This window comes from Lutibacter litoralis (assembly GCF_014646675.1).
GTDB classification, from domain to species: domain Bacteria; phylum Bacteroidota; class Bacteroidia; order Flavobacteriales; family Flavobacteriaceae; genus Lutibacter; species Lutibacter litoralis.
Genome location: NZ_BMNS01000001.1, coordinates 558,846 through 572,385 on the forward strand (window position 1 = coordinate 558,846; position 13,540 = coordinate 572,385).

Below are 13,540 nucleotides of genomic sequence, written 5' to 3' on the forward strand. Positions count from 1 at the left end.
TTGGAATTACTGAATTCACTTATTGAATACGATAAACAATTACTTCTTTACTTGCATTCAAAAGGTTCTTTAACTTGGGATACTTTTTGGATTTTTATTACCAACCCAGTGCATTGGGTTTGGCTGTTTTTTGTAATTTATTTTTTTGGATTTAAAATTTTTGGGTTTAAAAAAACTACAGTAATTTCATTATTTATTGCCATTAGCGGTATTTCAGCTTTAATGTTTGTAAACTTGATTAAAAATAGCGTTCAAAGGTTACGACCAATTAACGATATCACAATAAACGAATCTTTAAGAGTTTTAATTGAGCAAAACGATTTTAGTTTTGTGTCTGGACATTCAACTGTTTCTTTTACTATTTCTTTTATTTCTTTTTGGATTTTAAAGAAGCATTATAGGCACGCTTATATCTTATTTTTATTTCCAATTTTGTTTGCTTACAGTAGAATATATTTAGCAGTACATTACCCTATTGATATTATTGTAGGAATGGTATTAGGTTTTTTAATTGCGCTACTATTTTATAAAATAACATACTTTTTTGTGTTGAAAGACTAGTCTTATTTAACTCTGGTTATAGTTAAACCATCTCTAATAGGAAGTAAAACTGTTTCAACTCGCGTATCCGTATTTAACATTTTATTATATTCGATAAGTGTTTTTGTATCAATATCATTTGGTTTAAGTTCTTCAATTATTTTACCACTCCACAAAACGTTGTCAGATAAAATAACACCACCTGGATTCATGTTTTCAATTATTAAATTAAAGTAATTAATATAATTAGATTTATCGGCATCTATAAAAACCAAATCAAATTTTTGATTTAAGGTTGGAATAATTTCCAATGCATTTCCTATTTGTTGTTGAATTTGATTTTTGTATGCAGATTTATTGAAATATTTTTTTGCGAAATTTTCTAATTCTTCATTTTTGTCTATAGTAATTAGTCGCCCTTCTTTTTGCATTCCTTCAGCCAAACACAAGGCAGAGTAACCAGTATAAGTGCCAATTTCTAAAATAATTTTTGGATGTATTAATTTTGAAATTATTGATAATAATCTACCCTGATATGAACCGCTTAACATACGTGGGTTTAATACTTTTTGCCAAGTTTCTTTGTTTAATTGTTGTAATAATTCAGGTTCTTTTTGTGAATGATCCACAACATAGTTGTCTATTCTTTCTGGTAAAAAACTCATTTTTTTTAATTTTAAAATTACAAAAAGAGATTATTTAATATGTTAATTTAAACAATTTAATTTTGGGCTCTAATTTTGGTTGTTATTCAAATACTGTTAATTTAAAATTTTCTATGGTTTTAAAACTTAATATGTCAATTCACATTTCAGTGTTCTAAAAAATAATTATGCCATAGCATTAAAGCAACAAATTTATTTGCGATTGAAATTTTTAGTGATGAGAATTTTTGTTTAATATGTTTTTTAAAGGCGTTTAATTTCCTGATAATTAAATAGTTAAGTTTGCTGAGATTGAAAAAATTCTACCAGGCGCGCTTATTGAAGAGGCAAATTCTTTGTAATGTGTATTTAAGATGTTGTCAATATTTAGAAATAGGGTAAAGCTATTGCTTATTTTATAATTGGAATGTAAGCTAAAAGTATTCCATGCTGGGTTGCCATAAAAACTATCTGTAAGTGCGTTGTAAGGCGTTTGCTCTATGTTGTCTATACCTTCAATTAAATTGTAATCTTCCAGCCTTTTTTTAGCATTAAATCTCCAGTTTAAATTAGCCTGAAATCGATCTTTTTCGAACCCAATTTCTAAATTTCCAAATAAAGGAGGGATTGAGGATAAGGGTAATTTAGTATCGTAGGTTTTTCCTTTTGTATACGTTAGGGAGCCTTTTGTATTCCAAGTTTCATTAATATTTCCTTTAAAACTAAAGGTGCTTCCAGTTATATAGGCATTATCTTTGTTTACATTTGCCACAACTGTACCTTCTTCACCGTCGTATAAAATAGTAGGAGCGTTATTTATCTCAAAAAAATCTCTTGTAATATAGTTGTTTAAAAGGGTGTAATAAACATTTAAACCTACGTTGAATTTTTTATTGTTAAAATATTTTAAAATACCTGTTTCAAAATTATATGCGTACTCAGGTTTTAAATGAATGTTTGGTACGGTTACCTTCCCTGATTTTTCTCTTATTTTTCCAACATCATCAATATTTGGAGATCTAAATCCTGAGGAAATAACACTATTTAATTGCCAATTTTCTGAAGGTTTATATGCAAAACCTAAAGTAGCAGTAACAGCTGCGTTATTTAGTGAAATATTAAAATCGGGTAGCGTAATAAAAGTATCATCAATCCAAGTGGCTTTTAAATTGGTATTAACAATTCTTGCTCCGGTGTTTAACGTTGTCTTTTTATTAATATCTTGTCTGTAATTTATGTAAGTAGCTATGCTTGTATAGCTACTTCCACCATCTGGATAGCGAGACTGCACAGTATAATTATCTGAAAACCCTACTACAGTATTATTATAAACATCTAGTATTTTTCCATATGCATTAGAATTTACTTTGTTGTAAGTAGTTTCAAAGCCATAAGATAAAATTCTATTATCTCCTTTTGTTAGAGGTACAAAAAAGTCCCCATTTAAACTAAGTACATCTACATTTTCGTTTCTATAAGAACGGTTTAAACTATTGTATTTCCGTTGAATTCTAGATTCTTCTATATTTTGAAATGCGGCAGTTATTGTACCATTTTCAAGCCAAGATTTAGTTGGGTTTATTTTTAATTGCGATGAAATTAGCAGACGTTTTTGAGGTCCATAATACCATTCTGCCCATTTTAATTTATTATTAGAATATTCGTTTAGAGCGTCAAACCTTTTAAGGTTTGAAGATTCAGAATATTGAATATTAAACATTAAATCACTAGTATTTGAAAGCGGAATTGCAATTTTTTGTAAAATATCTAATTGATTGTGACTGGTATTTTTTTGAATTAAATTATCGCTATTTACAAGAGGTGTGTCACTATAATAACTATTGGTGTTGTTAGAGTATTCGTTAACTTTTCCCCAATTATCAAAGCCGTGATTTCTGTTATTACCCATTTTTAGGTCTCCGAAATCATTATATGAAACACTTGTAAAAGAAGCCCATTTTTTTCTGCGCAATTCAATATTTCCTTGTGATGTAAATTCATTATTTATACTGCTATATCTAGAATACAGTTGTGTGTTTACTTTATTTTTAGAACTTATTTTAGGTGTTTTAGTGTAATAATGAATTACTCCACCCAGTGCGTCGGAACCATAAACTACAGATGAAGGTCCAAAAACAACTTCAGTTCTGTCTAAAATATTTGGAGATACAGAAATAGAATTGTGTAAATGTCCCATTCTATAAATAGCATTGTTCATTCTTACCCCGTCAATAACTAAAAGTACCCTATTAGCTTCCATACCACGTAAAACAGGACTTCCACCTCCAAATTGAGATTTTTGCACACGTACTCCAGGTAAATTGGCTAATAAATCTGCTGAGGTTTGAGGAGCTATTTTCTTTATTTCTTCCTTTGAAGTTATTGCTACTTGTTCCGCTATTCTACTTCTTTTTTCTGCACCTTTAGAAGCTGATAATACAATTTCATCTAACATTTCAGCTTTTCGGGTTAAATAAACTACAAACTCAACAACTGCAAGTTCTCTTTTTAAAATTTCATATTCTATATAGGAAAGGTGATTAAAAAAAAGAATGTCAGAGTTTTTAAATGAAGATAAATCTGCAATTCCATTTTTATCAGTATGTACATAACTATTGTTACTATCATTATAGATTGTAACATTTTCTATAGGAAAATTTGAACCTCTTTCAAGAATTTTCACTTGCTGCGCTGTTGCTTTTACTGATAATAAACTAATTAAAATAATAGTTATAACTCTCATAATTAACTAAATACTGATTTTAAAACGTTTAAAGATTTAGGTTTCTTAAAGCCTTCAATATGAAATTCGAAATACTGTATCAAAATTGATAGCACATCTTGTCTGTTTGATGCATTAAAATTTACCCGCTCTATTACATCAAAATTTATGCCTAACAACTTTTTAAATTGAGTTATTTTTTCTCCAGATATTGTATTTAATTTATATGTATTTATAAATTTTCCTTCTAACAAATCAAAATAAGGGAAATCTTTGTTTTTTGTTTCTGGATAAAACCCTAAATACTTGGTTAAATTCAACAAAAAAAGTAAGTGAAAATTTGAAATATCTTCATGTGCATCTAACCAAAGTAAAGAAGCTTCTAGATAGTTAAAAAGCGAAATATTTTGTTCTTCTTCCTTTATAGAATAATACAAAATTTCGGATAGGAATAATGTAATGGATTGCTTTTTTATATCGGAATAAATAGCATTATAAAAATTAATAACTTCTATTTCTCTTATAGAATTTAACGCTCCTTTAGTATTGTGATTGGCTGTTAAATGTAGTTGTGTTAGTGGTTGAAAATATGCTGCTTTAACCTTTGCTTTTTTAGCCTTTAAAACTCCTTTTAACATGTAGGTTTTTAGACCTCTTTTTTCTGTATAACAAGTAGCTATTAAACTGGTATCGCCATACTTAATAGTGTTTATAACAATGGCCTTAGTGTTTTCAATCATTTTTAATTGATAATTGCAATTTTTGTGATTGCTGTTTGTTGTTTTTCACTATCAATTAAAAGGACAATGTAGATGCCTGAGGCCACTTTTGTGCCAGCTAAATTTGTTTTATCCCATATAATTTTTCCTCCAAATAATTCCTCATCTTCGTTAACATTGGTTTCATGCACTAAATTACCTGCTGTATCTAAAATTTTAATATTTGTTCCTTTAGGTAAATGTGTACCATTTCTACCATCTATTGTTATAAACTCGTTGCTTTTTGTTGAAGGATTTGGATATGCATAAACTTCTGGGAGTGTTTCACCATAGGTAACAACATTACTATTAAATGCAACAATCCCATTTGAGGTGGCAAAATAAACTTTACCAGATACTTCATCAATAGCAATTTTTAAGATTGTATTTGAAGGTAAAGGAGAATTGTTAGTGTTAAAGGTGTGTATGGTGTTTTTACCATCTGGATTGGTTTTTATAGCACCTCCATTGTTAGTTCCAAACCATTTGTTATCTGCTCCATCAATTGCAATTGAATTTATTACTTGATCACCTAAAAGTTTTTTTGGAATACCGCCGTCATCTAAAATAATTACAGGTTCTGCATCAACTCTTGAATCGTTAAAAACATTTGCTGCATTATAAAATACTACTAATCCTTTTTGCGTACCAATCCAAATTCTATTATTGTTATCGGCTTGTATTGTTCTTACATTTGGATCGGGTAACGATCCGTTTGTTGGTTCTGTGGTAAGTGCTCTTTTTTTATTGCCATTTTCGTTAAAAACGAATGCTCCATTTCTTCTTGATCCAATCCAAATATTGTTTGTTTTATCTACAATAAGTTCATTTAAGCCTAAAGCAGGGTTTGTCATTACAGTACTCATATCAAAACCACTCCAACTTCCATCTGTTCCAAATTTTTTAATTTTTTTATCTACCCAAGCATTTGCGATCCATAAATTTCCATCAGAATCAAAAGCGGCTCCATTAATTCTAGTACGCCATTCCAAGCCACTATTTAAATGGGTCCAATGTGTAGTTATTTCATCATTTTCAACTATTAACATGCCCTCACCATAAGCACTTATATATACTTTTTCTATGTTATTTGGATCAAAAGTAACACGCACTAAATCTCTAACATTAATATTGCTGTATGGTTTGTTGTACCAATTAATTCCATTAAAATGATCTATTCCATAACGTCCTCCTCTAGGTGCGTAAGCACCGTCGTGCCAACCATATACCACCCACAAATGATTTTCTTTAACTGAAATGGAAAATGGTAAATTTGATACAGGCCCATCTGGATGAATTTCTTCAAAATTTGGAATATTTTCTGTAGTACTTTTTAAAATTCCAAACTCTTTTGTGCCTAAATAAAGGTTGTTATCTTCAAAGTAAGCAGTATTTAAGTTATAGTAATACTCTTGATTAGTATTGGTTACATAGTTTAATTTTTCGATATCGTTTTTATCTAGTACGTACACATATCTTTGTGTTGCTAATGCTAAATAATCTTCCGAAGCTTTTAAGGCATTAATTGTTTGAGGATAATTTTTTTGGAGTTGAAGATTGCCGTTTATAAATTTATATAACGTTTGTCCCTTAGATACATATATCTGATTATTAAAGGCTTCAATTGAGGAAAAGTTGTCTAAAAAATGGTGCGTCCAGTTATTAAAATCAATTAAGTTGGAATTGTTAACGGATGCTGTATAAATTCCATTTTCAGTTGCTGCATAAATGGTATTGTCAACTATTTTAATTTGATTTATTCTTGTTTCTGATGATTGATTTCCTATAAAGAAGGTATCTCCAAATTGTAATTTATCTAAGTCGTAAACAACTATTGCAAATGAAGTTGAAAGGTATAGTTTACCATTGTGTTCTGTAATATTATTTATTTGTTTACTTCCAGAAAAATTAAAATTAACGATATCCTTTAAAATTGTAATGGTGTTTTTATTGTCAATTATTTCAATTAATCCAGTTTCATAACCAATAATTAATTTTTTATAAGTAGTACTGTAAAAGATACTTGATGTTGATGCTCCTGAAAGTCCGTTTACAGATGAAATTTTTGACATTTCTCCTGTTGCACTATTAAATGTAAAAACAGCATTATCTACAATTGCATGTAGCTGATCTTCGGTTTTTATAAAATCTTTTACATTATTATATGAATAGAAATCTTCCCAATTATTTGAATAATCAATTTGAGACCAAGCTGCTGTAGTTAAAAGGTAGAATAGTAATATTTGAAATATATCTTTCATAATTTTTTCAAATATATCTATTAAAAAATTAAAAGAGAAAGGATTGTTTATAATAAATTAAGAGCAAAAAAAAACCTTGAACATTATATAAATTATTTTATAATGTTCAAGGAATAAATAAATCAACCCCAAAGACTTATTTAATGTTTTAATGTACAGTGTCAAAACCCCTCTTGACATTAATACAAATCAAATATACGATAGAAATTAGATTTTAATAAACGATGTTAATAAAGAGTTGTAATAAATATGCAAATGGTATGTTTTTATAAATAAATGGTAAATTAAATGTTTTAAAACTAATTTGTAAAAATGATGTTAGTTTTACGCAAGAGGAAACCTAATTGAAACTTGTGTGCCTGTTTTTGTATTTGATGAAATATCTTTTGTTAAAATATGCACGTCTTTATTTTGATATAAAATTCTAATCCTATTTTCTGTAGCTTCTGCACCAAAAAACTTACGTTTTTGGCTCATATGAGACAGTTCTTTGGCTTTATTTATACCAATTCCATTATCTTCAACAACACATAAAACATTTTTATTTTCTTCTTTTATTGATAGTTTAATTGTTTTTTCACCTTCCATTTTCATAATACCGTGCCAAATTGCATTTTCAATAAAAGGTTGCAAAAATAATGGTGGTACTTTAATAGAGTCTAAACTAAGTGAATCATCAACATTCACAATATAATTAAAACCACCACTTACTCTCATTTGTTCTAATTTAACATATAACGCGAGAATTTCCAACTCATCAGAGAGTGTTGAAGTTGGACTTGATGAGCTATTTAAAATAACCCGAATTAATTTTGAAAATTTAGTAATATAATCTGAGGCTTTTTCAACATCACTTTTTATTACAAAATTATTTATGGAGTTTAAAGAATTAAATAAAAAATGTGGATTCATTTGACTTTGAAGTGCCGTCATTTTTAATTCCTCCATTTCCTTCAATTTAATTGCTAATCGTACCTCTGCATTTTTACTTTTATCTTGAATTCTTTTTATTATTGCGCCTATAATAACTGAAAAAATTAAAGCTTGAAGTATTAAACCAATGTAAATAAATAGTTTTGGTTCAATACCTATTTTAGTAAATGGTTCTTTTCCAATAAAATGTTCTAAAAAAGTAATATTAGCTAGAATTGCATATACTGAAGATCCAATAACAAAATAAATTGCTGAGTTGTTTTTAATTTTAGTAATTATAATATAAAAGGTAAGTACGGCAAATAATGTTAAAAAAGGTGCTATTAACGTAAAAGCCTTAATTTGAAATTCATATCCAAATAAGAATTGAATAACTACAAACATCAATCCCAATAAAAGAAATACCCGAGCTGAAATTTCAAAAAATTTATCCCATTTTAATAAATGAGTTCTAGAATCTAATAAATCCCTAGCAAAAGAAACATACGCAGCAAAAGCTAAAAACTGTACCGAATAATTTAAGTATTCAAATAAAGCATTGCCTCCAATAACTACATCTTTAAGTAAATAAATACTAAATGACAGCAGATATAAGCTATAATATAAGTATAGTTTAGATTTGTTTTGGAAAAAAATTAAAATATGGTACACAAACAAGATAAATAACCCTCCTCTTATCCATGCATATATTTCAGAATGATAATCTAATAGCATTCTCTAGTCTAAATAAAGTTTCTTAAATAATTCTGCTTTTCTATTTCTACTTATACTGGCTGTTAAACCATTGGTCATAATTAATTCACCACCCAAACCTTTTAAGTATTCTTTCACATGATTTAAGTTTATTAGATACGAATTATGAACTCTAAAGAAGTGTGGAAATAGAAATTTCTTTTCTACTTCTTTTAGTGTTTTTGAAACCACAATTTGTTGTTCTGATTTCAAGTAAATAGTAGTATAACTTTTATCAGACTTCAACATAACTACATCATCTTTATCTAACAAATAAACTTTTCCATCAGCAGAAATATTTATTTTATCATTATTATCATTCAAATTATTTAATAAAACTTGTAGTTTGTTTTCTAATAAATCTCCCTTTTTAAGGTTTTGAATTTTATCCATAGAAATAATCAGTTCATCTTTATCAACTGGTTTTAATAAATAATCTATTGCGGATACTTTTATTGCTTTTAAAGCAAATTCATCATGTGCGGTTGTGAAAATAAGGTTAAAATCTCTGTATTCTAACTTTTCAATCATTGTGAAGCCATCCATTTCAGGCATTTGGATGTCTAAAAAAACAACGTCTGGCTTCTCTTCATTTATTATATCAATGGCTGCAATTGGAGAGTTACATTTGGTAACTTCCACGTTGTCAATATAGTTGTTAAGCTTCCATTCTAATGCTTCTAAAGCATCATTTTCATCATCAACTAATAGGATATGTAACATAGTAAAAGGGTCGATGTTAAATAATTAATTTGCAAGATACAACATTTGAATATATGTTCAAACTGTTAGTCTTTAATTTCAAAATATTATTGGTTTAATTGTGTGAATTTTGATTTTTATCTTCTATAAATACTTCACAAAATAAGGTTGATAAGAGTAATTTTTGAAATTTTATTTAAAAGCTATTTGTCTGTTTAGGAGGTTTTTAGTGAAGTTTCTAAAAATATGAACTGAGATAAAATTAATAAGTTTTTATGATGTTATTTTTTTATAGGTAGTACATAAAAAAAGATAACCATAAAATGGCAAAAACTACCTAATAACACGAATATATGGAAAATAGCATGGTTGTATTTTATACTTTTAATACTGTACAAAATTGCACCAACTGTATAGGAAATTCCACCGCCAAGAAGCCAAAATAAACCTTCAATAGGTAAGTTTTGTACTAACGGTTTAATGGCAAAAACAATAAGCCAACCCATTAAAACATAAGCAATGGTTGAAATTTTGTCGTATTTTCCAATAAAAAAAAGTTTTAAAATTACACCTGTAAATGCCAACCCCCAAGAAACACCAAAAATTGTCCATCCAACCCAACCATCTAATACAACTAGGGTAAAAGGTGTGTAAGTACCAGCTATTAAAATATAAATAGACGCGTGGTCAAAAATATTTAATCTATAACGTAATTTAGGCGTTTTTGAATTGTGATAAAATGTAGATGCTGCATATAAAACTATTAAACTAGCTCCGTAAATACTGAAGCTAACAACATGCCAAACGGAACCCTCTAAACTTGCAAAAACAACTAATAAAACCAAAGCGATAACGCTTAAAACCAAGCCAAATGCATGTGAAATTACATTAAATCTTTCCTCTTTAGGGTTGTAATAGGTGATTTTTTTTTGTTCCATTTTTATAAAACGAATTTTACAATATTTAAGTATTCTTATCTTGCCTTTTTATGTCAGATATTAACTCCTTATGAATTAACTCGAAGGTTTTATTTTTAATGGTAGCGCTGTCTTTTAAAGTAAGACCGTTAGTTTTAATAAAATGATGAATTTTTACTCGTAATTTTCCTGGGCTTCCGCTAAAAAAAGTATACGAAAATCGTTTTTTGCAATCGTACATTGTTATTGGTACTATTGGAATTTGATGTTCTATTGCCAAACGAAAGGCACCATTTTTAAAATTTGCTAAAACAACGCTTTCATCATCTGGAACTAATCCTTCAGGAAAAATACAGACATCTAAACCGTTGCTTAACTTTTTTCTCGCCTCATCAAATACTGCTTTTCTACTTCTAGAATTGCTTCTATCAACAATAATACAAGTTCGTTTGTAAAAATATCCAAAAATTGGAATCTTCGTCAATTCTTTTTTTCCAACAAAAACAAATGGATTTTTAGCTAAAGCTAACATCACCATTATATCAATCATAGAGGTATGATTTGGGCAAAACATATAGCTCTTAGTATCGTCTAAAGTATCATCTTCTTGCACGTCTAATTTAAAACCCATTACAAATAGCAAGGTTTTTCCCCAAGCTTTTGCTATTTTAAAAAATACTGGATAAAATTTATCTGATGAGGTTACAATTAATAATACTGGAAAAATAGCGATAATGCTAAATAATAACCAACCATAAAACCAGCAACGCCAAAATATATATAAAGGGTATTTATAAAATTGATTTATTTGTTTCATAAGTTTCAAAAATACATATTTAATTCTATTCTTATTTTTCTTTTTAAATATGTATTTTTGCTGTCAAAATTAAAAAGTAAATGTCAAGAATTTTAACAGGAGTTCAAAGTACAGGAACTCCACATTTAGGTAACTTATTAGGAGCAATTATTCCAGCAATTGAAATGGCAAACGATCCAAAAAACGAATCGTTCTTGTTTATTGCAGATATGCATTCACTTACACAAATTAAAAACGGAGAAGAATTACGTCAAAATACTTACAGTACGGCTGCAACCTGGCTTGCTTTTGGATTAGATGTTAATAAAACTGTTTTTTACAGACAAAGTGATATTCCAGAAGTTACAGAGTTATCTTGGTATTTAAGTTGTTTTTTTCCATACCAACGTTTAACATTAGCGCATAGTTTTAAAGATAAAGCAGATCGTTTAGAAGATGTAAATGCAGGATTATTTGCATATCCAATGCTTATGGCAGCCGATATTTTATTGTACGATGCTGAAGTTGTTCCCGTTGGAAAGGACCAATTACAACATTTAGAAATTTCTAGAGATGTTGCCAATCGTTTTAACCATCAAATGGGAGATACTTTGGTTCCGCCAGATGCAAAAATTCAAGAAGGAACTATGTGGGTTCCTGGAACTGATGGCGGAAAAATGAGCAAATCTAGTGGGAATATTATCAATCTGTTTTTACCAGACAAGCAGCTTCGTAAACAAATTATGAAGATTAAAACAGATTCTACACCTTTAGAAGAACCTAAAAACCCTGATACTTGTAATTTATTTGCCTTGTACAGGTTATTAGCTTCTCCAGAGGAAATTGCAACAATGAGAGCAAATTACGAAGGAGGAAATTATGGTTACGGACACGCAAAACAAGCTTTCTATGAATTGCTAATCACTAAATTTTCTGAAGAAAGAGCACGTTATAATTATTATATGGAAAATCTAAATGAAATAGATAAATCATTGGCAATTGGAGCAAAAAAGGCTAAAGTTGTAGCTTCAGATGTTTTAAAAAGAGTACGTGCTAAAATTGGATATTAAAAGTTTTAGTTGGATTCCTTTTTTCTAGGGTATTACAGTATTTATATAAAAAAGCTGTCTAAAAAGTGATATTTTAGACAGCTTTATCTTTTACCAACAGGAAGTATTTTTCTTATAAAATAGTTTTATTAAATTACTTTCAATAAAAAATAACTTTTTTTACCGCGTTGTAATAACACAAATTTATCTGCAATTAAATCTGCAGGTGTAATTACAAAATCTTCTGTAACTTTTTCTTTATTAACCGAAATTGAGTTTTCTTTTAAAGCTCTACGCACTTCGCCGTTAGATTTTAAAAACCCGTTTTCGGCAAAAGCCGCAATAATATCAAGACCGTTTTCAATTACAGAACGTTTAATTTCTGCTTGAGGAACACCATCAAAAACATCTAAAAATGTTTGTTCGTCTAAACTTTTTAAATCGGAAGTTGTAGATTTTCCAAATAATATATTTGACGCTTTTATTGCATTTTCATATGCTTCTTTTCCGTGGGTCATAATTGTAACTTCTTCACCTATTTTCTTTTGTAAAATACGTAAATGTGGTGCTTGTTTATGTTCAGCAATTAATGCTTCAATAGTTTCTTTATCTAAAAAAGTAAATATTTTTATATAGTTTTCTGCATCTTCATCAGATGAGTTTAACCAATATTGGTAATATTTATAAGGAGAAGTCCTGTTGGCATCTAACCAAACATTTCCACCAGCAGTTTTTCCGAATTTTGTTCCATCGGCTTTTGTAATTAACTTACACGTAAGTGCATAGGCTTTCCCTTGCCCCATTCTTCTAACCAATTCAGTTCCTGTAGTAATATTTCCCCATTGATCTGAACCTCCCATTTGAAGCATACAATTTTTTTCTTTGTACAAATGATAAAAATCGTATCCTTGAAATAATTGATAGGTAAATTCAGTAAAACTCATTCCTGTTTCAGAATCAGGGGCAAAACGTTTTTTTACTGAATCTTTAGCCATCATATAGTTTACGGTAATGTGTTTACCTACATCACGCACAAAATCTATTAGAGAAATATCTTTCATCCAGTCGTAATTGTTAACCAATTCTGCTGGATTCTCAACTTCTGTATCTTCAAACTTTAAAAAACGCGCTAATTGTCCTTGCACTCCAGCAACATTTTTAGCTAAGGTTTCTTCATCTAATAAATTACGTTCATCAGACTTCCCAGATGGATCTCCAACCATTCCCGTAGCACCACCAACTAAAGCAATTGGATAATGACCCGCTTTTTGAAAATGCATTAAAATAATAATTGGCACTAAACTTCCAATATGCAATGAGTCTGCAGTTGGATCAAAGCCAATATAGCCCCTTGTTTTATTTTTTAATAAATACTCTTCAGTATCAGGCATAATATCGTGTAACATGCCTCTCCAACGTAGTTCTTCAACAAAATTCATTTTCAAATTTTTAAATTTCAGCAAAGATAAAATTTTAGTTTGTAGTT

General features: G+C 28.9%; 11 protein-coding genes. 2 read left to right on the plus strand and 9 right to left on the minus strand.

Going from position 1 to position 13,540, the window contains the following annotated elements; all coding sequences use genetic code 11:
• On the plus strand, window positions 1–561 hold the full coding sequence (locus IEW75_RS02490; protein ID WP_134248457.1) for a phosphatase PAP2 family protein: 561 nt from the start codon (window positions 1–3) through the stop codon (window positions 559–561).
• A gap of 2 nt (window positions 562–563) precedes the next feature.
• Here IEW75_RS02490 and IEW75_RS02495 read toward each other — a convergent pair whose 3' ends face one another.
• From IEW75_RS02495 to IEW75_RS02530, 8 genes are all read right to left on the minus strand, one after another.
• Complete coding sequence (locus IEW75_RS02495; RefSeq protein ID WP_134248458.1) at window positions 564–1,205, minus strand: O-methyltransferase; 642 nt, start codon at window positions 1,203–1,205, stop codon at window positions 564–566.
• A 268-nt stretch (window positions 1,206–1,473) separates the two neighbouring features.
• The gene (locus tag IEW75_RS02500) at window positions 1,474–3,927 is read right to left on the minus strand and encodes a TonB-dependent receptor plug domain-containing protein (RefSeq protein ID WP_134248459.1); all 2,454 of its coding nucleotides are present in this window, start codon (window positions 3,925–3,927) and stop codon (window positions 1,474–1,476) included.
• A 2-nt stretch (window positions 3,928–3,929) separates the two neighbouring features.
• On the minus strand, window positions 3,930–4,646 hold the full coding sequence (gene recO / locus IEW75_RS02505; protein ID WP_134248460.1) for a DNA repair protein RecO: 717 nt from the start codon (window positions 4,644–4,646) through the stop codon (window positions 3,930–3,932).
• A gap of 2 nt (window positions 4,647–4,648) precedes the next feature.
• Complete coding sequence (gene porZ, locus IEW75_RS02510; RefSeq protein WP_134248461.1) at window positions 4,649–6,925, minus strand: type IX secretion system anionic LPS delivery protein PorZ; 2,277 nt, start codon at window positions 6,923–6,925, stop codon at window positions 4,649–4,651.
• A 324-nt stretch (window positions 6,926–7,249) separates the two neighbouring features.
• Entirely contained in the window at window positions 7,250–8,572 is a 1,323-nt protein-coding gene (locus IEW75_RS02515; RefSeq protein WP_134248462.1) for a sensor histidine kinase, read from the minus strand.
• 3 nt (window positions 8,573–8,575) lie between these two features.
• On the minus strand, window positions 8,576–9,313 hold the full coding sequence (locus IEW75_RS02520; RefSeq protein WP_134248463.1) for a LytR/AlgR family response regulator transcription factor: 738 nt from the start codon (window positions 9,311–9,313) through the stop codon (window positions 8,576–8,578).
• Between the two features lie 260 nt (window positions 9,314–9,573).
• Complete coding sequence (trhA, locus tag IEW75_RS02525; protein ID WP_134248464.1) at window positions 9,574–10,230, minus strand: PAQR family membrane homeostasis protein TrhA; 657 nt, start codon at window positions 10,228–10,230, stop codon at window positions 9,574–9,576.
• A gap of 25 nt (window positions 10,231–10,255) precedes the next feature.
• The gene (locus tag IEW75_RS02530) at window positions 10,256–11,026 is read right to left on the minus strand and encodes a lysophospholipid acyltransferase family protein (RefSeq protein WP_134248465.1); all 771 of its coding nucleotides are present in this window, start codon (window positions 11,024–11,026) and stop codon (window positions 10,256–10,258) included.
• Between the two features lie 80 nt (window positions 11,027–11,106).
• Here IEW75_RS02530 and trpS point away from each other — a divergent pair, with 80 nt between their 5' ends.
• The gene (gene trpS, locus IEW75_RS02535; protein WP_134248466.1) at window positions 11,107–12,075 is read left to right on the plus strand and encodes a tryptophan--tRNA ligase; all 969 of its coding nucleotides are present in this window, start codon (window positions 11,107–11,109) and stop codon (window positions 12,073–12,075) included.
• 128 nt (window positions 12,076–12,203) lie between these two features.
• On the opposite strand, the gene tyrS is transcribed toward trpS, so the two are convergent.
• Window positions 12,204–13,499: a tyrosine--tRNA ligase gene (tyrS, locus tag IEW75_RS02540; protein ID WP_134248467.1), complete on the minus strand. Its 1,296-nt coding sequence runs from the start codon at window positions 13,497–13,499 to the stop codon at window positions 12,204–12,206.
• Window positions 13,500–13,540 lie beyond the last annotated feature (41 nt).

Excerpts from the sequence above, each read along its gene's own strand:
- porZ (WP_134248461.1), bottom strand. The coding sequence starts at position 6,925 with ATGAAAGATATATTTCAAATATTACTATTCTACCTTTTAACTACAGCA.
- IEW75_RS02500 (WP_134248459.1), bottom strand. The coding sequence starts at position 3,927 with ATGAGAGTTATAACTATTATTTTAATTAGTTTATTATCAGTAAAAGCA.
- recO (WP_134248460.1), bottom strand. The coding sequence starts at position 4,646 with ATGATTGAAAACACTAAGGCCATTGTTATAAACACTATTAAGTATGGC.
- IEW75_RS02495 (WP_134248458.1), bottom strand. The coding sequence starts at position 1,205 with ATGAGTTTTTTACCAGAAAGAATAGACAACTATGTTGTGGATCATTCA.
- trhA (WP_134248464.1), bottom strand. The coding sequence starts at position 10,230 with ATGGAACAAAAAAAAATCACCTATTACAACCCTAAAGAGGAAAGATTT.
- IEW75_RS02515 (WP_134248462.1), bottom strand. The coding sequence starts at position 8,572 with ATGCTATTAGATTATCATTCTGAAATATATGCATGGATAAGAGGAGGG.
- IEW75_RS02520 (WP_134248463.1), bottom strand. The coding sequence starts at position 9,313 with ATGTTACATATCCTATTAGTTGATGATGAAAATGATGCTTTAGAAGCA.
- IEW75_RS02530 (WP_134248465.1), bottom strand. The coding sequence starts at position 11,026 with ATGAAACAAATAAATCAATTTTATAAATACCCTTTATATATATTTTGG.
- trpS (WP_134248466.1), top strand. The coding sequence starts at position 11,107 with ATGTCAAGAATTTTAACAGGAGTTCAAAGTACAGGAACTCCACATTTA.